The 19,456-nt window shown below is 40.7% G+C and carries 17 protein-coding genes; 12 read left to right on the forward strand and 5 right to left on the reverse strand.

The genetic code is table 11. From position 1 onward, the window contains the following. Positions 1-405: 405 nt before the first annotated feature. The 3 genes from NOS7107_RS00875 to NOS7107_RS00885 all read left to right on the forward strand — a co-directional run bounded on the left by NOS7107_RS00875 (position 406) and on the right by NOS7107_RS00885 (position 3,132). On the forward strand, positions 406-1,008 hold the full coding sequence (locus tag NOS7107_RS00875; RefSeq protein ID WP_015111095.1) for a DUF3038 domain-containing protein: 603 nt from the start codon (positions 406-408) through the stop codon (positions 1,006-1,008). 25 nt (positions 1,009-1,033) lie between these two features. Continuing rightward, positions 1,034-2,662 (forward strand): DUF4335 domain-containing protein, encoded by a 1,629-nt coding sequence (locus tag NOS7107_RS00880; RefSeq protein ID WP_015111096.1) that lies wholly within the window; start codon positions 1,034-1,036, stop codon positions 2,660-2,662. A gap of 185 nt (positions 2,663-2,847) precedes the next feature. Further along, a complete protein-coding gene (locus NOS7107_RS00885; RefSeq protein ID WP_015111097.1) occupies positions 2,848-3,132 on the forward strand; it encodes a YiaA/YiaB family inner membrane protein in 285 nt (94 codons plus the stop codon). Positions 3,133-3,258: 126 nt separating this feature from the next. On the opposite strand, the gene NOS7107_RS00890 is transcribed toward NOS7107_RS00885, so the two are convergent. Next, a complete protein-coding gene (locus NOS7107_RS00890) occupies positions 3,259-5,034 on the reverse strand; it encodes an SWIM zinc finger domain-containing protein (protein WP_015111098.1) in 1,776 nt (591 codons plus the stop codon). A 609-nt stretch (positions 5,035-5,643) separates the two neighbouring features. Here NOS7107_RS00890 and lpdA point away from each other — a divergent pair. The 5 genes from lpdA (at position 5,644) to nifV (ending at position 10,668) form a co-directional block, all read left to right on the forward strand. After that, positions 5,644-7,074, forward strand: coding sequence for a dihydrolipoyl dehydrogenase (lpdA, locus tag NOS7107_RS00895; RefSeq protein ID WP_015111099.1), 1,431 nt, complete (start codon positions 5,644-5,646; stop codon positions 7,072-7,074). 163 nt (positions 7,075-7,237) lie between these two features. Next, complete coding sequence (trpC, locus tag NOS7107_RS00900) at positions 7,238-8,134, forward strand: indole-3-glycerol phosphate synthase TrpC (RefSeq protein ID WP_015111100.1); 897 nt, start codon at positions 7,238-7,240, stop codon at positions 8,132-8,134. Between the two features lie 203 nt (positions 8,135-8,337). Further along, positions 8,338-8,589, forward strand: a complete 252-nt coding sequence (locus NOS7107_RS00905; RefSeq protein ID WP_015111101.1) for a DUF5340 domain-containing protein — start codon at positions 8,338-8,340, stop codon at positions 8,587-8,589. A 308-nt stretch (positions 8,590-8,897) separates the two neighbouring features. Then, complete coding sequence (locus NOS7107_RS00910) at positions 8,898-9,401, forward strand: phosphate-starvation-inducible PsiE family protein (protein ID WP_015111102.1); 504 nt, start codon at positions 8,898-8,900, stop codon at positions 9,399-9,401. A 151-nt stretch (positions 9,402-9,552) separates the two neighbouring features. Beyond that, positions 9,553-10,668, forward strand: a complete 1,116-nt coding sequence (gene nifV, locus NOS7107_RS00915) for a homocitrate synthase (RefSeq protein WP_015111103.1) — start codon at positions 9,553-9,555, stop codon at positions 10,666-10,668. 136 nt (positions 10,669-10,804) lie between these two features. Here nifV and NOS7107_RS00920 read toward each other — a convergent pair whose 3' ends face one another. The 3 genes from NOS7107_RS00920 to NOS7107_RS00930 all read right to left on the reverse strand — a co-directional run bounded on the left by NOS7107_RS00920 (position 10,805) and on the right by NOS7107_RS00930 (position 13,926). Continuing rightward, complete coding sequence (locus tag NOS7107_RS00920) at positions 10,805-11,005, reverse strand: hypothetical protein (protein ID WP_015111104.1); 201 nt, start codon at positions 11,003-11,005, stop codon at positions 10,805-10,807. Between the two features lie 237 nt (positions 11,006-11,242). Then, positions 11,243-12,460, reverse strand: a complete 1,218-nt coding sequence (locus tag NOS7107_RS00925) for an ABC transporter permease (RefSeq protein ID WP_015111105.1) — start codon at positions 12,458-12,460, stop codon at positions 11,243-11,245. Beyond that, positions 12,457-13,926 carry an efflux RND transporter periplasmic adaptor subunit gene (locus NOS7107_RS00930; protein WP_015111106.1) on the reverse strand — a complete coding sequence of 490 codons (1,470 nt, stop codon included), beginning with the start codon at positions 13,924-13,926 and terminating at the stop codon, positions 12,457-12,459. The genes NOS7107_RS00925 and NOS7107_RS00930 overlap by 4 nt, the downstream gene beginning before the upstream one ends. Before the next feature lie 931 nt (positions 13,927-14,857). On the opposite strand from NOS7107_RS00930, the gene NOS7107_RS00935 reads away from it, so the two are divergent. The 3 genes from NOS7107_RS00935 (at position 14,858) to bioB (ending at position 17,975) form a co-directional block, all read left to right on the forward strand. Next, complete coding sequence (locus tag NOS7107_RS00935) at positions 14,858-15,601, forward strand: tetratricopeptide repeat protein (protein ID WP_015111107.1); 744 nt, start codon at positions 14,858-14,860, stop codon at positions 15,599-15,601. Between the two features lie 225 nt (positions 15,602-15,826). Beyond that, entirely contained in the window at positions 15,827-16,702 is an 876-nt protein-coding gene (locus tag NOS7107_RS00940) for an NAD(P)-dependent oxidoreductase (RefSeq protein ID WP_015111108.1), read from the forward strand. Between the two features lie 262 nt (positions 16,703-16,964). Continuing rightward, positions 16,965-17,975: a biotin synthase BioB gene (gene bioB / locus NOS7107_RS00945; protein ID WP_015111109.1), complete on the forward strand. Its 1,011-nt coding sequence runs from the start codon at positions 16,965-16,967 to the stop codon at positions 17,973-17,975. A gap of 67 nt (positions 17,976-18,042) precedes the next feature. Here the strand turns inward: bioB and petL are convergent, their stop codons facing one another. After that, complete coding sequence (gene petL / locus NOS7107_RS00950; protein ID WP_015111110.1) at positions 18,043-18,138, reverse strand: cytochrome b6-f complex subunit PetL; 96 nt, start codon at positions 18,136-18,138, stop codon at positions 18,043-18,045. Between the two features lie 158 nt (positions 18,139-18,296). Between petL and aroB the strand changes: the two genes are divergently transcribed. Beyond that, complete coding sequence (gene aroB / locus NOS7107_RS00955) at positions 18,297-19,388, forward strand: 3-dehydroquinate synthase (RefSeq protein ID WP_015111111.1); 1,092 nt, start codon at positions 18,297-18,299, stop codon at positions 19,386-19,388. Positions 19,389-19,456 lie beyond the last annotated feature (68 nt).

Below are 19,456 nucleotides of genomic sequence, written 5' to 3' on the forward strand. Positions count from 1 at the left end.
ATTGGCTTTATTTTACATATTTGAATTTACTCTCCGATTTTTATTAGCAATTAAGATGCGTTCGCCCTGGAGAGGAGAATTGTAGCTGTGCTTGCTACTTCGGTCTGGGACAGATGGTTACACTATTCTTCACAACTTTATATTTATGTTGATTTACACTTGCTGAGGTAGCGGTTAAGCTATGAAGATTTTTACTAGGGTAGATAATTTTCTCATCTGCTAAGTGTATGGAAAATAAATTTTCATCTTGTAGAGTAAGACAGTGACAACTGCTGTTTACCAAAATTAGACAAGCAAGCTAGGAGTAACTTGTAGTCAAATTTAATTATGGGAAACCAACTGTCATCCTTGAGAGTCTGGTTTCAAAATAGGTAACAGCACCAGCCCCTACCAGCCCGATCACCTATGCTAAAAGTTATGCACTCGGCCGCCGACCCAGCCACACCCAATTCCCAATGGGAGGACTTAATCAAGCTTCCAAACCCAAATACAGTCCAATGGGATAATATAAAAACTCAGTTGGACTTGGTACTGTTGGCGCTAGAAACCTTAACTGGGATTGGTTCTGAAGCAATGCTCTCAGCGGCAGTTAACCTAAATTTAGAGTCAAGAGTGCCAGACCGCGTAGCTTTATGGCGACTACGACAGTCTAATCCTCTACGCAAAGGTCAAGGAGGGCGAAAAAAGCTAGATGTTGAAGAAGCGCGATCGCTTGTTTTAATCATCTGCTATCTCGCTAAACAGCACCAAGAATTAATTCGCCGTGCTGTTGGGTTACTAGAGCAAATGGCGGAAAACAACCGGGAACCTCATCAGGCTGCTTTACTTGGAGATTACATTGATGCTTTTTGCAACACTTACCAAGAGCGGATGGAAGAGGATGACCAAATCTCAACGGAATTACTAACCCACCTAGCACTCAAGCTGCTTGTAGACTTGTTATTCTACAGCGCTCCTGCTGGACACCGCCGTCTCTGGCTCGCACTCATCGACTCCGCAAAATATTGAAAACGTCTCCTTCCCAGTTTCTCCCATGCCTGTATCAAATTCTGTCATTCGTCGCTACACACCCCCCACTTGCACACTAGAAGTATTGGCGCAAAGCTCTCCTTTGTCCCGTTGGATGGGGAAAACTGTCATTAAGCAACTCAGCTTTGAGTTACGCATTGACGATCCACGACTACCAGAAGAACGCAGGGTTGTAATTCGGGGCGATCGCGACCAACTTGAAGCTTTGTGTGATGCCGTTACCAGCTATGTGCAAGAATTTCTCCAACAGTCCCCAGAAAGCTTTGGGATGAGTTTTTCTGCTCCCCAAGACTCAACTAAAACATCTGACAATTCAGGGTTGAGGGATGTTCACCAATCTTCCCTATCAACACAAACTTTAAAATCTTTCACATCAGATATCCCCAGAGCCAAAATATATTTAGAACAAAGCAGTTCTTTAACTCACAAGCTGCATCTTGGCTCTCTCGCCAGTCAAGCATCTAGCCCATTCATTCAATTAAGTCTGTTGCAGCTTTTTGATTTAGCCTCAGCCTTGGATGAATACTCAGATGATGTCATGGCGTTACCTGCTCTGAATAATACCAGTTCTGTTGTCCACTTCCCGGCTTGGGCATCTGTAGCCGCAGTTTTGGTTTTAAGTGTCGGTTTATTGCCAATAACGTTACAATACGCTAACAATTATCGGCAAAATCAACCAACAACAGCCAACAAAAATACTTCTACAGAGTCTAACGTAGCTTTAGCACCGCCGTCATCAGCTAACTTGAATACACCGTTACCGGGACTAACACCTTCGGATAATTTGCCATTGCTACCACCTATCGACTCGACTCTTCCTCTTCCGACTTCCCGTTTGCCAACACAACCTGTTTTATCTCCGGGTGCTAATCTTTCTGCTAACTCCCAAACATCTTTGAGTTTACCGCCAACATCTTCAAAAAATGTTCTGAACGTACCTCAGACAGCAATTAGTGCCAAGAATAATCCATCAAGTACCTCATCTACAACAATTCCTGGTCAACAAATTGCTCTGAACCCAAATCTTAATTTGAATACTGCACAACCAATTACCAAGGGTGAAATTACTTTACCTCAAAGGCGGAGTCTCCCATCTCGTCTATCTGGAACTGATAATTTATCATCTACTAGCAGCATCCCAGCAGTTCCCCCGCCTCTGGCTAACCTACCAAATGAAAATCGCAGCAATAATTTTCCTCAAGGGTACTCACCAACAAACCAACAACTAGGAGAAAAAATTAATTCTTCTCTCCCGTCTTCAGCTGCTGATAGTAACCCATTTATTGATAGATTGGGGGATGATCCTAAAACTTCTGCACCCTCCAATATAGTTACTAACAGCACAATATTTGATACAACTCAAATAGCAGAAGCCCGAAGTTTTTTTCAGAAGCGTTGGCAACCGCCATCTGGATTGACCCAAACATTAGAATACAGCTTGACTGTGGATGTTGACGGTTCTATTGCGCGTATTCTACCACTAAATAAGCCAGCAAGAGAGTTTATTGATAATACAGGAATACCAGCCATTGGTAAACCTTTTGTTTCTGGTAATAAATCTGGGCAAAATATCAGAATGCGGGTTGTTTTCAGTCCTGATGGTAAAGTACAAACGTTTTCAGAATCTGAATAATTAAATTCAACAAGTTTATGCCATTTGTCTAACTGGTACAAAACTATGTACCAGTTATTCTTTTGTTTCTGGACTTTTCATTTGATATTTTACAGTCCAGTTAGCAAAGTGGTAATTCCATTGTTGTAATCAAATATATAAATCAATACGATTGATATAAATCGATAAAAACAAAGGTCGGTAATATGCAACCACTAGGTTCACAAAAAGATAGTGCAGCTTGGATTATTCAAACATGGGCTGCTTTCATAATTTCTATTTCTATGACTACCTTTGGTATTGTTAATTTGCCTGTCGATAGCTGGATTAAAGGCTTTATGGGTATGGGTTTAGCTTTTTCTGTAGGTTCAACTTTTACCTTGGCAAAAACCACCAGAGATTTACATGAAGCTAAAAGATTAACTGCGAGAATTGATGATGCAAAAGTAGAAAAATTACTTTCACAACACGATGCTTTAAATTTAAAATGAGCTTATCTCTCTTCTGACCGAAAAATTTTAAATTTTGGATGGGGAATTTTCGGTACAAGTTTCACCCCTTCAGGGATGAACTGCAACTGTTACACCCTGATTATAAGTACTTATCCGAACCTGATATTACTCCATATCTCTTCCGTGCAACATTCCCATCAACTTGCGTTTGCGGGCGTGAATTGCCATTAATTTGGTGTGATAATTTGACCATTCAGTTTGTCGATTTGATGCTAAGTAAGCAGCGCGTGCTTTCTTTAGCCAATCGACTGCGGCATCATAATATTCTGCTTTACCTGCATCCATAATTGCTTCGGCATGGCGACAAGCATGAGTAATTACCCACTCAGGACGATGGGGAATGGCAGCATCCATCACACGATGAATAACATCAGTATGATAGATATTGAGTTCATTTGCGATCGCGATCGCCTCATCAATTAATCCCTCATGTAAGAAAATATCCACCTTAATTGGTGCAGTTTCCCAAGCACTATAAACACGAAGAGTTTTTAACAAGTCAGGTTTGACCCTTTCCCATTCATCCCCAGCTAAATTTTGAATATTTTGGTATTCTTCTAAAGAAGGGTGTACCTGAAAAGCCAGCTTTTTTGCTTGCAAAGCTGTGGTTTGATCTCCCAACTTCTGGGCTAAATCACTTGTCCAAAGACCCAAATCATATTGACAATTTCCTTTTAAATGCAAGCCAATTTGGGCAATATGTAAAGCTTGTTGTAATGCGCCTTGTTCTTGCAGGGTTTTCCCCAAAGCAAAGGCTTCTTCCATTGAGTTCATCTCGGTTTGGGCAACTGCTAAGGCTTCTTCTACTCTGCCAAGTCTGCCTAGCATAGTTAAATATTGCCGAGTTTGCCCTTCTGCCTCCGCCAGATACAAGTATTCTTGATAACGTTCTTGCCGTTCCAGAATTTTTAGTCGAATTAAAGCTAAATCATCGGCATAATCGGGAATTTTTGCGTCCCATACGCCCCTTTCGCTAATCTTACCTTGCAAAACTTCAACTAGTGGCGGGTAATCCCAACCTTGGTGTAAAGCATCTAAACTTAAACCAAAATCAACATCCCATTCATCTTGCCAAACTTCCAAATTTACCTGGATGTCTACCTTTTCTTCATCGCTTAGTTCAGCAGTCAGAATGGCTTCACACCAAGCATTATTCAATTCCCAGGCAATTTCATCATAGTCAGCCCCATACTCAGCAACTTCATACCAATTTTCGATACAAGTAGAAGTAATTGCTTCTAAAACTGCGATCGCTTGATTCCCTTCTCCTCGTTCAGTCAAATCTACCGCCGATTGCACTAAACTCAGTAATTCCTCAGCAATGGGGTCTTCTTCGCAACCATCCTCAAAATAGCGCACACCATCGTGGATAATTTGCCGTACTTGCCGCCGCACAGGATTTGTATCAATGGAATGCTGGCGCAGAGATTTGAGCTTTTTTCCTTGAGGCGCAGGATTAGTCATCCAGATTACATGACGATCAATTGTATCGATCAGTTGAGGATGTTCGGCGACTAATTCTTGTACTAACCTTTGAGTTTGAATATGATCTAGACGATCTAGTAACTGTTCTAAAGTCGGACGATGCTCAATAATTTCCGGCTGGCGCACACAAACAAGCATAGTTGCCACAATGTGTTTACACCATCCATCAAAATTGTAGGCACAGGTGCAATTTGCCGAGGTTAAACTATGACCCTCAAAATTGAGGCTGACACGATAGGGTCTACCTTCACTGCCATCAACTTCTGCGTGTAATAGATTACCGCGTCGAGAGATGGTATCCACAGCCCCTGACTCAAAATAAGCCTCACCGCGTTGGTAAGACTTGGCGTTAGCATAACGACGGATGGTAAATTCACTGATTTTGGGAATAGACATCGGGCGATCGCGTACGAAAATCCTATGCGTAAATGAATTTTAGATCCAGGTTGGCTTTTCGGCTGATACCGATTTTGAATTCCCAGTCATAACCATCAGGCTGTTACTGAAATTTCCAACAATTACGATACTAGTACAAGAAAGCAAAAGACAAAATATTTACGTCAAGAGTAGTTTCTTTCTCCTTTTGACTACTAGTATTTTCTAATACTAATTATCTAGGTTTAATTATGCAATGTGTTGATAGATCAAAGTAAAAGCAAGTTCCCAAAATTAAAACAAGAAGTTTTGCTACCAACTTGTAATAAATTTTCCAGTTCAAGATTTTGGGAACTGTTAAATGGTAAAGATTGTTAATCCAAAATGCCAAATTGGTATGACAACCTGAATCAGCTATTATACCTTTCTCCAAAAAATTAGCCATATCAGTATAAAATTAAATAAGTGAATAATGTTTACTAAAATTGTCCATAAATTGTCCATAAATTTATCTCTTGGCTTGTTAGCGTGAATAATAATAGTTGATTTAGCCGTTCCCAACTCTCAATGGGTTGTCAGGATAGCTAGTCAAGTTGAGAATAAATAGGCGAAGCACACGGGGAAACTAACGTGAGTCATGGATTTGATTATGATTTAGTAATTATTGGCGCTGGTGTAGGCGGACATGGCGCAGCCCTACACGCGGTAAGCTGCGGTCTGAAAACAGCGATTATCGAAGCAGCAGACATGGGCGGAACCTGTGTCAACAGGGGCTGTATTCCATCAAAGGCGTTGCTGGCAGCAGCAGGACGTGTGCGGGAGTTACGTAATGCCCACCACCTCAAGTCATTGGGCATTCAAATTGGGAATGTGGAGTTTGATCGCCAAGCGATCGCCGATCATGCAGGCAATTTAGTCTCAAAAATTCAAGGCGATTTGACTAACAGCTTGAAGCGCCTGGGCGTAGATATTATCAGGGGTTGGGGCAGAATCGCCGGGACACAGAAAATCACTGTCGCTGGGGATGGCAGTGACAAAACAATTACAGCTAAAGATATTATTCTTTCTCCTGGTTCAGTTCCCTTTGTCCCCCCAGGAATTGAAGTAGACGGCAAAACTGTCTTTACCAGCGACCAAGGTGTCAAACTGGAATCTCTACCGCCTTGGGTGGCAATTATTGGTAGCGGTTACATCGGCTTAGAATTTTCGGATGTATATTCGGCTTTGGGCTGTGAAATCACCATGATTGAAGCCTTAGACCAATTAATGCCAGGTTTTGACCGTGATATCGCCAAACTCGCTGAACGGGTATTAATTACCCCCCGCGATATTGAAACCAAAGTTGGTATCTACGCCAAAAAAGTTATTCCCGGTTCGCCGGTAGTAATTGAACTCGCAGATTTCAAAACCAAAGAAGATTTAGAAGTTATCGAAGTCGATGCTTGCTTAGTAGCGACAGGACGCATCCCCGCAACTCAAAACCTTGGGTTGGAATCTGTAGGTGTGGAATTAGACAGGCGCAATTTTATTCCTGTAGACGATCGCCTGGCAGTATTAAGTGCAGGCGAAGTTGTCCCCCATCTTTGGGCAATTGGTGATGCCAATGGCAAAATGATGTTGGCTCATGCAGCTTCGGCTCAAGGTATTGTAGCTGTAGAAAATATCGTTGGGCGATCGCGTACCATCGATTATCGCAGCATCCCCGCCGCCGCCTTCACTCACCCAGAAGTTAGCTATGTCGGCTTAACTGAAACCGCCGCTAAAGAATTGGGACTAACAGAAGGTTTTACCGTTGGTACTAGTAAAAGTTACTTCAAAGGCAACTCCAAAGCATTGGCAGAAAATGAAGCCGACGGTATCGCTAAGGTAATCTATCGCCAAGATACAGGTGAAGTTTTAGGCGTTCACATCTTCGGTATGCACGCCTCCGACTTGATTCACGAAGCCTCCGCCGCCATTGCCAACCGTCAATCTGTCCACACCCTCGCCCATCTAGTTCACGCCCACCCAACCCTCTCGGAAGTTCTAGATGAAGCTTATAAACGGGCAGTAGCCCAATAAAGGCAAAAGTAAAAAGTGAGCCAGCGCGGTCTTGGGGGTTTCCCCCATGAGCGACTGGCGAACTCCGAAGGAGGCAAAAGGTAAAAAGTAACAATCTTTACTTTTACCTTTTTACTTTTACCTTTTTACTTTTTACTTACTACTCAGCACTCAGCACTCAAATATGCAAATCCGTCGCCGTTCACCTAGCCCCGCTATAGATGTATCCATCTTGCGTTATCAGGTTGCTGTACCAAATGCCAAACCAAACAATATTTTAGAAGAAATTGTCTGGCAAAAAGAAGTTGAAGTTGACCAACTGCGGGAAAAGCAGCCTTTGGTTGAATTACAAAAGCAAGCACTTTCCGCACCGCCAACACGAGATTTTATCGCCGCCCTCAAACAAGGTAAAACCAAACCAGCGTTAATTGCCGAAGTCAAAAAAGCTTCACCAAGTAAAGGCATTTTACGCGAAGATTTTGACCCTATAGCGATCGCCAAATCATATCAACAAGGTGGTGCTAGTTGTATTTCTGTTTTGACAGATGTGAAATTTTTTCAAGGCAGCTTTGACAACTTAGCTAAAGTACGCGCTGCTGTCGATTTACCCTTATTGTGTAAAGATTTTATTATCTATCCTTACCAAATGTATTTAGCCCGCATTCAGGGTGCGGATGCCGTTTTATTAATCGCGGCTATTTTGAGTGACCAAGACTTGCAGTACTTCATCAAAATTGCTAAAGCCTTAAATATGGCAGCATTGATTGAAGTTCATAGTCTAGAAGAACTCGATCGGGTATTAGCTTTAGATGGTGTTTCTTTAGTTGGCATTAACAATCGCAATCTTGAAGATTTCACCGTAGATTTGCAGACGACTTGTCAACTTTTAGCCGCCAGGGGTGAACAATTACAAGCACGAAATATTTTAGTTGTTAGTGAATCAGGTTTACATACACCTGAAGATTTGAGTTTAGTAGAACAAGCAGGTGCAAGTGCTGTGTTAATTGGCGAATCATTAGTCAAACAACCAGACCCAGAATTAGCGATCGCCCAGATCTTACCCAAGAGTAATTCCATCTAAAACTATTTGCTCTGATTTTACAGAGCAAATAGTTTTAGTATTAAATAGAGAGTTTTAGCTTATGTAATTACACTTATCTTTCCTAAAGCTTAACTGTTAAATACACCCATTTCATAACTAAATATTTGTTTTTTGTGTAACAATTCATGGCAAGAGATAAACTCTAACTAAGACAAATTATACATCTGCAATATTTAAGCCACATGGAGCAAATTCCTCTACCATCACCCATCCACTACGAATTGATACTCCAACTTTTAGAAAGACAAACCTTGTTAGCCGTCAATCAAAATCCCGATTTGCGACATCAAGTCAATCAACTCATTATTACTCTTCGCAAAGCAGCAGTCCAGCAAAAACGGCTAGAAGAAATTTGTGAGGTGACATCTGTGGCTGTTGATCACCGTTGGTCGCTCAATCATCATATTGCGGAGAAAGTGGTTGTGCCTGACTAACGAGGATATTTTGCGATTATTTTATAAAAATTGAAATAATTAAAATACCCGATTTCTTGAGCAAGTCGGGTATCTTATTATTCATGAATAATTTATAACTCTTAGATAAAAATATATTTTATCAAAAAAATTTTGTTTGATTGTCAATAAAAATACGATTATAAAATTTATATTTATGCTGTTAATAATTTTACAAAATAGCTCAAATATATGTTACGAAATCGCAAGAAATAAATGTTTTAACTAAAATTTTTTATTTTTAAATTGCCTATGATGGAATTAGGTCAATTAATGTCTTGAAATAAATTATGCCAAAACGTGTAATTAAAGAAGTTAACAGTTGGTTTCAGCGAGAGAGCATCGTTAATAACCTGGAAAGATTTCAAGACTTTATTATTGTCTCTCTGTGTGTTGGTTTATTCTGCGTCATGCTGATTAGGCTAGGAGATATGTTCTTCTCCTTTTTGCATCCCTTAGATGTAAGAGAAATCACATCCGATATCTTGTTTATTTTGATTCTTGTTGAGTTGTTTCGTCTACTGATTGATTACTTACAAACCCAGCAGATATCAGTAGGAGCCGCAGTTGAAATTACGATAGTTTCTGCGTTACGGGAGGTAATTTTACGCGGAGTGTTAGAAATACAGCAAAATCAACTTTTTGGAATTTCTACATTTTTATTAGTTTTAGCAGTCATTTTTATTGCTTTACCTTTAGTGTCACGCTTTTTTGGAAATGGTACAATTCACAATCATGAAACACTGTCAGAAACAACCGAAATATTGTCAGATATAACTTTAACTGCGGAATAAATATGAGCAGAAAATTCTGATGCTAATAACAGCCATATATGTATTTATTGGAGACCTCTTTACTTTTGCAAAAATCTTTGTCAAATTCTCCTTATGCCTATTTAAGCTCAGGCTAAGAAGATAAATCTCTTTTTTTGGAGAAGTTTCAGCAATGGATCAGGTTGTCATCAATGACACAACGTTACGTGATGGCGAGCAAGCAGCGGGTGTTGCTTTTAACTTAGAGGAGAAAATTGCGATCGCCAAATTTCTGGATGCAATCGGTGTTCCAGAAATGGAAATTGGTATTGCGGCGATGGGTGAAGCAGAACAACAAGCGATCGCTACAATTGTTGATTTAGGTTTGCAAGCTCATCTGTTAGGTTGGAACCGTGCCGTTATTGCCGATATTCAAGCTTCTATCGCTTGTGGTTTAAAGCGAGTGCATATATCTATTCCTGTCTCTGCAATTCAAATTGGGGCAAAATTCCAGGGAAAATGGCAATTAGTATGGCAAAAACTCAAAGATAGTCTGAGCTTTGCCTTAGATCAAGGATTGTTTGTCTCGGTGGGAGGAGAAGATTCTTCTCGCGCCGATGAACAATTTCTTCTAGATACAGTACTTTATGCCCAAGAATGGGGTGCATCGCGGTTTCGCTTTTGTGACACCGTGGGCATTCTCGACCCATTCACAACTTACGACAAGGTGAAAAAATTGCTCACATCCTTGTCTATACCTGTAGAAATGCACACTCACAATGATTTTGGTCTAGCGACAGCTAATGCCCTAGCAGGTATAAAAGCAGGTGCATTATCTGTAAACACTACAGTCAATGGGTTAGGTGAAAGGGCAGGAAATGCAGCTTTAGAAGAAGTTGTGATGGCGCTTAAACATCTATCAAAGATGGATTTAAGTATAGACACGCGGCGTTTATTAGAAATATCTCAACTTGTAGCCACAGCATCAGGTTATGGTTTACCACCTTGGAAGGCAATTGTCGGCGAAAATACCTTTGCCCACGAATCAGGTATTCATGCTCATGGAGTGTTACAAAACCCCCACACCTACGAACCATTTGCCCCAGAAGAAATTGGCCGCGAACGGCGTTTAGTTATTGGTAAACATTCTGGTCGGCATTTATTATCTAATCTGCTGCAACAACATGGCATTATTCTGAATCATGAAGAAACTCAATCTGTGTTAAATGCAGTTAGGCAACAATCAATGCAGAAAAAACGCAGTCTCACAACACAAGAACTTTTATCTTTGGTAGCACATACACAGTGATTCTCAAGCAACTTAGAGTAGGCAATGTCCGACTGAATTAAAAGCATTGCCCAATTGACTTTAATTGCCATAAAATAGCTGGTGCAAGATATCAGCTTTGTTGGGTTAATCTTCAAGAAGGCTTACGCCGAGGATATCACTCTACCCGACTTAGCATTTGATCAACTGAAATGTATTGTGTAGTGTCAGTCATCACTAGTGGTGTTGAGTTAATTTGACTAATAGGAGCAGGCTGCATATCTCGATAATCGAGGATTTGGACAATAATTAAATAAGCAATAGCCAGCAAGATAGAAATTGCACCTGTAATAATAGCGACTATTTTTGAACGATTCATCAGTATTTCCCGTGGTGTAGATTTTTTCCTGTTCTTAATATCTACATTGCCATAAGATAGCAGGTAACAGGCAACAGGAAAACAAAAAATGGGGTTATCTGAACTGTATTGTTTGATAATCAGCGATCGCTAGTTCTAAATTTTTGCCTTGACTGTCAATTGTTTTACTTCACGCAAAGTAGCGCTGAGGTAAACGCCAAGGTAGTCAAACTTAGACAGTAAAAGATTCTTACTCTACTAAGCACTTCGCAATGCCACAATTGGGTCAAGTTTAGCAGCACGGCGGGCGGGAACAACACCGAAGAATAAACCGATCGCACCGGAAATCCCTACAGCGGTAGCAATAGTTACAGGAGAGATACTTGCTTCTAATGGTGTTAAGGTGGCGACTATCATAATTCCGCTGACACCAACAGCAGTCCCAACTACACCACCAATGGCGGAAACAATTATCGCTTCAATCATGAACTGTAACAATATATCTTGTTCGGTTGCACCGATCGCTTTTCGCAGTCCGATTTCTTGGGTGCGTTCGGTGACAGAAACTAGCATGATATTCATGATACCGATACCGCCAACAAAAAGCGAAATGCCAGCGATCGCCGCCAGCATAATTGTTAATGCACCTGTGATTTGACCGACAGTTTGCAGTGCATCTTTTTGGGTGCGGATAGTGAAGTCATCTTCGCCGATAATTTTGTGGCGTTGGCGCAGTAAGTTGGTGATTTGAAAAACTGCTGCATCTACACTATCGGCGTTTTTTGCTGAAGCGACGATGTAAGTTAACTCTAATCCATAAGGTGAAGTCCGCCCAACAATGCGATTTGCCATTGTAATGACCGGGATCAAAGCCGCATCATCATAATCAACGCCTAGGCTGGAACCTTTACCAACTAACACCCCAATCACGCGAAAGCTGGTATTGCTGATGCGTAACTGCTGTCCCACAGGGTTGCTATTACCAAAAAGTCGTTCAGCTAACTTTGCACCCAGTACCACCACTTGGTTACTACGTTTCATATCGACTTCCGAAAAAAACCGCCCTTTGTCAGTTTCAAAGTCGCGCACATTTAAAAAGCTGGGCGTTGTGCCGATAATGTTGACATCAGTGTTTTTGTTAGCGTAAGTTACAACTTGTCTGCTATTTAACTCAGCAGTCACCTCGGCGATAGTTGGTACTTGAGTCGCGATCGCATTGGCATCTTCCAATACTAAAGTTTTCGGCACATCTCTGGAAACACGTTCAGTTTCTTGATTCCCCGGAATCACAAACAATACATTCGGCCCTAAAGATTCTAACTCATTAGAAACGAATTTCTGTCCACCTTCCCCAATGCCAATCATGGCAATGACCGAAGCATTACCAATCACGATACCCAGCATTGTGAGAGCGCTACGCAGCTTATTCGACAGCAGAGTTTTACCTGCCATTTGTACGCTTTCTAAGAAGTTCATTGGTTTTGTGCTTCCTGCGCCTTCTTGATTTTATAGTCCTTGGGTAAGTCAACAAACACGCGATCGCCTGGTTGCACACCCGATAAAACTTGAGTTTGGTCTTGAATTTGCGCTCCTGTTGTCACTTCCCGAAATTGCGGCTGATTTTTCCCGTCGGGAACCAGGACACCAGTTTTACCTTTTTCGGTGACAATGGCCACAGTTGGTAATACTAAAGTATTGCTGACGCGATCGCCTAAAAAAGTCAAGTCAACATTTAAGCCAGAACGCAGTTTATCTGTACCTGTCTCTAACTCCACCCGCACCTGAAATGATGTCACACCTTGTTCCACTACTGCTTCTGGTGCAATCAAGCGGACACGACCTTTAAATATTTGGTCAGGATAAGCATCAGCCACAATTTCTACTTCTTGTCCTGGTTTAACTCTGCCAATATCAGCTTCGGGGATTTGGGCTAATACTTCTAAACCTTTAGCAACAGCCACAATGGAACTAGAAGTCGCCGAAGCACTGCTAGAAGCCGAGGTAGTGGGTGTGACAAATGCGCCGATGTTAGCGTATTTCTGAGTGACAATTCCTGCAAAGGGGGCGCGAATCACTGTTTCTTGCATTTTGACGTTTGCTGCGACTAACTGCGCTTGTGCGGCTTTGACTGCGGCTTGGCGTTGAGCAATTTCTTCTTTGCGTGTCCCATCTTGTAATAAAACTAAGGCGGCTTGTGCCTCAGTTACAGCGGCTTCCTTCATATCAATTTCTTCGCTACGGGAGCCACTTTGCATTAAAGACAACCGCCGACGAGCTTCTTCTAAATTAGCTTTAGCAGATTTATCTTCGCTGACTGCTTGGTCTAATAATTGCTTTTTCTCCGCACCTTGTTGGTAAAGATATTGATAACGTTTGACTTGTTCAGCGGTGTAGTTTACCCTTGCTTGGGCTGCATCTACTTGAGCTTGTGCCTGAGCAATTTCTTGGGGACGATTACCTGCACGGGCTTGGGCTAACTGCGCTTGGGCTTGAGACAACCGGGCTTTTGCTTGGGTAATTTCTTGGGGACGAGTTCCTGCTAAAGCCTGATCTAATTGGGCTTGGGACTGGGCTAAGTTGGCGCGGTATTGAAGAATTTGCGCTTGCAAATCCCCTACATCCATTCTGGCGATAATTTGATTTTGCTCTACGCGATCGCCTTGTTCCACATATAATTCTGCCAGTACCCCAGGATTTTTCGGACTAATATTCACACTTTGTACAGGTACAACCTTACCACTGGCAGTAATTTTCAAAGTCACATTTTTAGCTTCTACCGGCACCGTTAGTTGTGTAATATCTTGTTCGCTGGCTGATCGATTAACCATGTTGGCGGTAGTAGTAACACCAACCACAACAGCACCCGTGGCTATCAACCCAATCAGCCAGCGAAATGGGTGATAAACTTTGCCAATAACGGGAACTTCGATGTAGGTGTTCATAATTACGGTCTTACGAGTACTTTTGGGCTGTTGAGTTGGTCTATACAAGCTATCAGACTAAAAATTATCGGAATTTTCTATTTATGTAGAATTATGAAAAATATAAATTAACGTTCCTTAATATTAGTCTTGAGTAATTTTACTTGCCTTCACCTAAACGGGTGAACTGAGATATTGAGTCAATAGTAATTTGTGATTCATACTTTGCCCACATTTTCACTTTCTGCAAAAACTTAACCTAGCTTGTAAAAAGTGATGAAAAAGCTAACCATACTAGCTTTTGCTGGTTAACAGACCTATTTAGATGCCTTTGCGCTGGCATGAGATCATAATAACGATAGATTTTTATCAATCAAATTTAGCCCAAATATTCATTAATTATCATAAAAATATTTCCTATTAAGATATTTTTATGATTGTCATCAATATCTTTTTATCAGCTAGTTTGTCAAGTTTAATTTTTAAAATATCTGCTAAAATATCCAAAATTTTTGCTTATATTTTTAACACTATATTTTTTAATATATCAATCATTTATTTATATTTTCTTGTCAATTAATCTAAACAAATCATAGACACTAATTTTATTCGATTTTAGAGTTTCATATTTATTGGCAGATATTTAATATATAGTCATAAATTATTCATGGACAACCAGAAGTCGGGGTTCTGAGCTTATCGATTGTCATTGCTGAAATAATTAGAACTGCTATGGTTTTTTGACTTATAACTAAATTCATTAAGCCGAATATAGGCTAAAAGTCCTACCCCGCAAAGACTAAACATGTATTTAATCTAGCTGGGTTACTGAGCAGCAAAATTTAGCAATTACACAGATCAGCAGATTAATTAAAAAATAACAGTCCTTTATGATACTATTAATAAATATCAAAATGACTTAACATCAAATTTAGAGTTCTGTAGGTATAGCATGGTCTTTTGGCGCTGCTTGGCTGCCTCTAGCTTGATTATTTGCTTCACATCTGGCTGCGATAGCAAAGCACAATCATCAATAAAAAATACTCAGCAAGTGGTACAAGAAATTAACGTTTCTCAGTTGCTGACAGAAGCAAAGACGAGTCAAAAAGCAGAAAATTTATTTGATCAAGGCAATAAATTATTAGATGCACAACACTATCAAGATGCCATAGCGGTTTATGATAAAGCGATCGCCTTTAAACCAGATAGTGCAGATGCTTGGATAAACCGAGGCATAGCTTTGACAAAACTGCAAAAACACACAGAAGCATTAGCGTCTTATGATCAAGCGATCGCTATCAAAGCTGATAAAGATGAAGCTTGGTATAACCGAGGTAATGCTTTAGCATCCTTACAAAGTTATGCAGGCGCAATTGCAGCTTATGATCGAGCGATCGCCATTAAACCAAATAAACAAGAAGCCTGGATTAACCGCGGGATAGCGTTGACAAAACTGCAACGTTATCAGGAGGCATTAGCATCTTATGATCAGGCGATCGCTATCAAAGCAGACAAGCCAGAAATTTATTACAATCGAGCTTGTACTTATGCCTTGCAAAACAAAGTAGAATTAGCAATTACAAACTTAAAAGCTGCCATACGTCTAGTTCCAGGAAAATACCAACAATTAGCGAAAACCGATCCAGACTTTAAAAAAGTACGTAGCGATCAAAGATTTAAAAAATTAATTCAATAGCTGTTTGTGATAGCTATGAAGTGTAGTAGCTGCCCGATAGATAAGTAAAATAAATCATCTCAAACATAGACAATAAATACTTTTCCTGCCTGTTTCTTATTTACTGTTGCCTATTCCCTACTATGTAAGTGACAATATGCGCTCTGCTGCAAGTTACAGGGTATGATTTGGATTAACTAAATCTAATCTCTGCATTGCTTTGCTCGCAGTGAGCAAAAATAATATATGAGAAAGTTACTGATTACCGGAGCAAGTGGTTTTTTAGGATGGCATCTTTGCCAACTAGCAAAACAAGAATGGGAAGTTTATAGTACTTATAACTCACATTTTATAGAAATTCCAGGAATCAAAATACTAAAAGTCAACTTAACAGACTTTCAAGAATTAAAACAACTATTTAACGAGATTAATCCAGCCGCAGTTATTCATACAGCCGCCCACTCACAACCAAATTTTTGTCAAATTTATCCTCAAGAATCACACTTAATTAATGTCACAGTATCTTGCAATATAGCTGGACTATGTGCAGATTATGCTATTCCTTGCGTGTTTACATCAACAGATCAAGTTTTCAATGGCTTAAATGCTCCTTATAATGAAGCTGTCCCTGTATGTCCCATCAATATTTATGGTGAGCAAAAAGTCATGGCTGAAATGGGTATGTTAGAGCGATATCCTTTGACCGCAGTCTGTCGAATGCCTTTGTTATTTGGTAGTGCAACACCTACAGCCCAGAGCTTTATTCAACCATTTATTCAAACTTTAAAAGAAGAAAAAGAATTAAATTTATTTATTGATGAATATCGTACACCAGCCAGCGGGACAACAACCGCGAAAGGATTATTATTAGCTGTAGAGAAAGTGAACGGAATCATTCACCTAGGCGGGAAAGAACGGATTTCACGCTATGACTTTGGACAGTTATTGGTAGAAGTATTCAAACTACCATCCACAGGCATAAAAAGCTGTCGCCAAAAAGATGTAAAAATGTCAGCACCAAGACCAGCAGATGTTTCTTTAGATAGTTCTCAAGCTTTTGGGTTAGGATATCAACCTTTATCTATCAAAGAAGAATTAAAAATTATCGCAAATCATCTTTGAACACATGACCGTCCTGATAGCAGTCCATCACAGTTGTTTGATACCACATCTTTGTATAATACTGCCACATCTCTACAGGATTTATCTGTATGATCATTAACGTGAAATGGAATAATTCCTGATAAGATTAGTCTGCCATCCCAGCAAAATCTTGATAAGCTGATGTCTAATGTCTACAGCCCTAGGATTGAAAGCAGTACTTCAACAGATCCAGCAACAAGACAGATATTAATCAATCCAGTCAACAAGAAGGATTTATTGAATGTCGGTGGGAATACGCTACGATTGGCAGGAAGCAGAGATTCAGAAGATTTATGATATGCCGTTGCTAGAGCTTATTTATCAAGCTGCTAGTGTGCATCGCCAATATCATGACCCTAAAAAAATACAGGTATGTAAACTTATCTCCATTAAAACCGGAGGTTGTCCTGAAGATTGTGGCTATTGCGCTCAATCTTCTCGTTATAAAACAGAAGTGAAACCACAAGCACTTCTGGATAAAGATACAGTGGTGAATATTGCCCAAACAGCTAAACAAAAAGGTGTCAGTCGTGTTTGTATGGGTGCTGCTTGGCGAGAAGTACGAGATAACTCTCAGTTTGAAACAGTGCTGGAAATGGTCAAAGAAGTGACCGATATGGGTTTAGAAGTCTGCTGTACTCTGGGAATGTTGACAGCCGACCAAGCAAAGCGATTAGAAACAGCCGGGTTGTATGCTTACAACCACAATTTAGATACTTCAGAAGATTATTACAGCACAATTATTACCACCAGGACTTATAGCGATCGCCTGAATACAATTGAGAATGTCCGCCAAACTAATGTGACTGTTTGCTCTGGCGGTATTCTAGGCTTAGGTGAAACTGCTCAAGACAGAGTATCGATGTTGCACACCCTGGCAAACCTCAATCCTCATCCAGAGTCAGTTCCAATTAATATTCTGTCTCAAGTGGAAGGTACACCCTTAGAAAATCAACCAGATGTCCCCATTTGGGATGTTGTGCGGATGATTGCTACAGCACGTATTGTTATGCCAACTTCTGATGTGCGGTTGAGCGCTGGTCGTGCCAGACTTTCTCAAGTTGAGCAAGCTTTCTGCTTTATGGCAGGAGCTAATTCTATCTTTTCCAGTGACGATAACAAAATGCTCACTGTCACCACTCCTTGCCCAGATTATGATGCTGACCAGGAAATGTTGAATTTGCTGGGGTTAGAAATGCGTCCACCTATCCAAAGAGCAAATCAGGTGGCTAGTCCTGCGGCGGTGGGATAAGTAAATAGGGTGTAAGGGTGGAGAATTTTGCCTTACTTATACCCTTACACCCCTATACCCTTAATTTTTAGAGGATTTTAGCAGCACGTAGACCGAACAAAAGACCAGCTGCGATCGCTGTAAATAAAGCTAAAAAACCGACGTAAGCAACTATTGCAAACATTTTGATGCTTCTCCACAATACTTCACTAAATCTATTGAACCATTAGTCACGGGTCAATGGTCAATGGTCAACAGGCTAAAGAATGCAATTTCAAACTTCATATTTCAGACCCAGATTGCGTTAAAATACAAGCCCACGGCGCTTTTTAGGGTTGGGCAATGACTTCTACCATTAACGTTAATTTACCGCAGCAGTCTTATGAGATTGCGATCGCACCTGCCAGTTTAGATCAGCTTGGTCAAAGTCTGGCTAATCTCCAGCTAGGGCAGAAAGTAGTGTTAGTTTCTAATCCATCTATTTTCAAGCATTATGGCGAAAGAGCGATCGCATCACTAAAATCCGCAGGATTTAACGTAGCGAGTTATTGCTTACCAGCCGGGGAACGCTACAAAACCCTCAATTCCATCCAAAAACTCTACGATGTCGCCTTAGAAAACCGCCTGGAACGTTCCTCGACAATGGTAGCCTTGGGGGGAGGCGTAATTGGTGATATGACAGGTTTTGCCGCTGCAACTTGGCTGCGGGGAATTAACGTTGTCCAAGTACCCACCACTCTGTTAGCAATGGTAGACTCTGCTATCGGCGGTAAAACAGGCGTAAATCATCCCAACGGCAAAAACTTAATTGGCGCATTTCATCAGCCGCGTTTAGTCTTAATTGACCCAGAAGTATTAAAAACTCTACCTATGCGCGAGTTTCGTGCAGGTATGGCCGAAGTTATCAAGTATGGTGTGATTTGGGATGGGGAATTGTTTACCCAGTTGGAAGCCAGCAAACATCTCAACCAACTCCGTTATATGAAACCGGAACTGTTGAATGAAATCTTAACTCGTTCTTGCCAAGCCAAAGCCGATGTTGTCGGCAAAGATGAGAAAGAAGGTGGACTACGGGCAATTCTCAATTATGGACACACTATTGGTCATGCGATCGAAAGTTTAACAGGTTATCGAGTAGTGAATCATGGCGAAGCTGTTGCGATCGGTATGGTAGCGGCTGGGCAAATTGCTGTCAATTTAGGTATGTGGCAACAAGCTGAAACTGACCGACAAAATGCGATCGTTCAAAAAGCAGGTTTACCGACAAAATTACCTGCGGGTGTAGATATTGCCGCAATTATTGATGCACTGCAACTAGATAAAAAAGTCAAAGCAGGTAAAGTGCGGTTTGTGTTACCAACTCAAATTGGTGTAGTCACAGTCACCGACCAAGTACCAGCAGATGTCATCCAGCAAGTACTACAAGGAATGTAATAGATTAGCTAATTAACCTATATAGGTCGGTGTACAACAAGATTTTTATATCGCTGGGCAAACCCACA

Source organism: Nostoc sp. PCC 7107 (genome assembly GCF_000316625.1).
Taxonomy (GTDB): domain Bacteria; phylum Cyanobacteriota; class Cyanobacteriia; order Cyanobacteriales; family Nostocaceae; genus Nostoc_B.

Bases quoted from the DNA above. Each gene is read 5' to 3' on its own strand.
- NOS7107_RS00875 (WP_015111095.1), top strand. From the start codon at position 406: ATGCTAAAAGTTATGCACTCGGCCGCCGACCCAGCCACACCCAATTCC.
- NOS7107_RS00880 (WP_015111096.1), top strand. From the start codon at position 1,034: ATGCCTGTATCAAATTCTGTCATTCGTCGCTACACACCCCCCACTTGC.
- NOS7107_RS00885 (WP_015111097.1), top strand. From the start codon at position 2,848: ATGCAACCACTAGGTTCACAAAAAGATAGTGCAGCTTGGATTATTCAA.
- NOS7107_RS00890 (WP_015111098.1), bottom strand. From the start codon at position 5,034: ATGTCTATTCCCAAAATCAGTGAATTTACCATCCGTCGTTATGCTAAC.
- trpC (WP_015111100.1), top strand. From the start codon at position 7,238: ATGCAAATCCGTCGCCGTTCACCTAGCCCCGCTATAGATGTATCCATC.
- NOS7107_RS00905 (WP_015111101.1), top strand. From the start codon at position 8,338: ATGGAGCAAATTCCTCTACCATCACCCATCCACTACGAATTGATACTC.
- NOS7107_RS00910 (WP_015111102.1), top strand. From the start codon at position 8,898: ATGCCAAAACGTGTAATTAAAGAAGTTAACAGTTGGTTTCAGCGAGAG.
- nifV (WP_015111103.1), top strand. From the start codon at position 9,553: ATGGATCAGGTTGTCATCAATGACACAACGTTACGTGATGGCGAGCAA.
- NOS7107_RS00920 (WP_015111104.1), bottom strand. From the start codon at position 11,005: ATGAATCGTTCAAAAATAGTCGCTATTATTACAGGTGCAATTTCTATC.
- NOS7107_RS00925 (WP_015111105.1), bottom strand. From the start codon at position 12,460: ATGAACTTCTTAGAAAGCGTACAAATGGCAGGTAAAACTCTGCTGTCG.
- NOS7107_RS00930 (WP_015111106.1), bottom strand. From the start codon at position 13,926: ATGAACACCTACATCGAAGTTCCCGTTATTGGCAAAGTTTATCACCCA.
- NOS7107_RS00935 (WP_015111107.1), top strand. From the start codon at position 14,858: ATGGTCTTTTGGCGCTGCTTGGCTGCCTCTAGCTTGATTATTTGCTTC.
- NOS7107_RS00940 (WP_015111108.1), top strand. From the start codon at position 15,827: ATGAGAAAGTTACTGATTACCGGAGCAAGTGGTTTTTTAGGATGGCAT.
- bioB (WP_015111109.1), top strand. From the start codon at position 16,965: ATGTCGGTGGGAATACGCTACGATTGGCAGGAAGCAGAGATTCAGAAG.
- petL (WP_015111110.1), bottom strand. From the start codon at position 18,138: ATGTTTGCAATAGTTGCTTACGTCGGTTTTTTAGCTTTATTTACAGCG.
- aroB (WP_015111111.1), top strand. From the start codon at position 18,297: ATGACTTCTACCATTAACGTTAATTTACCGCAGCAGTCTTATGAGATT.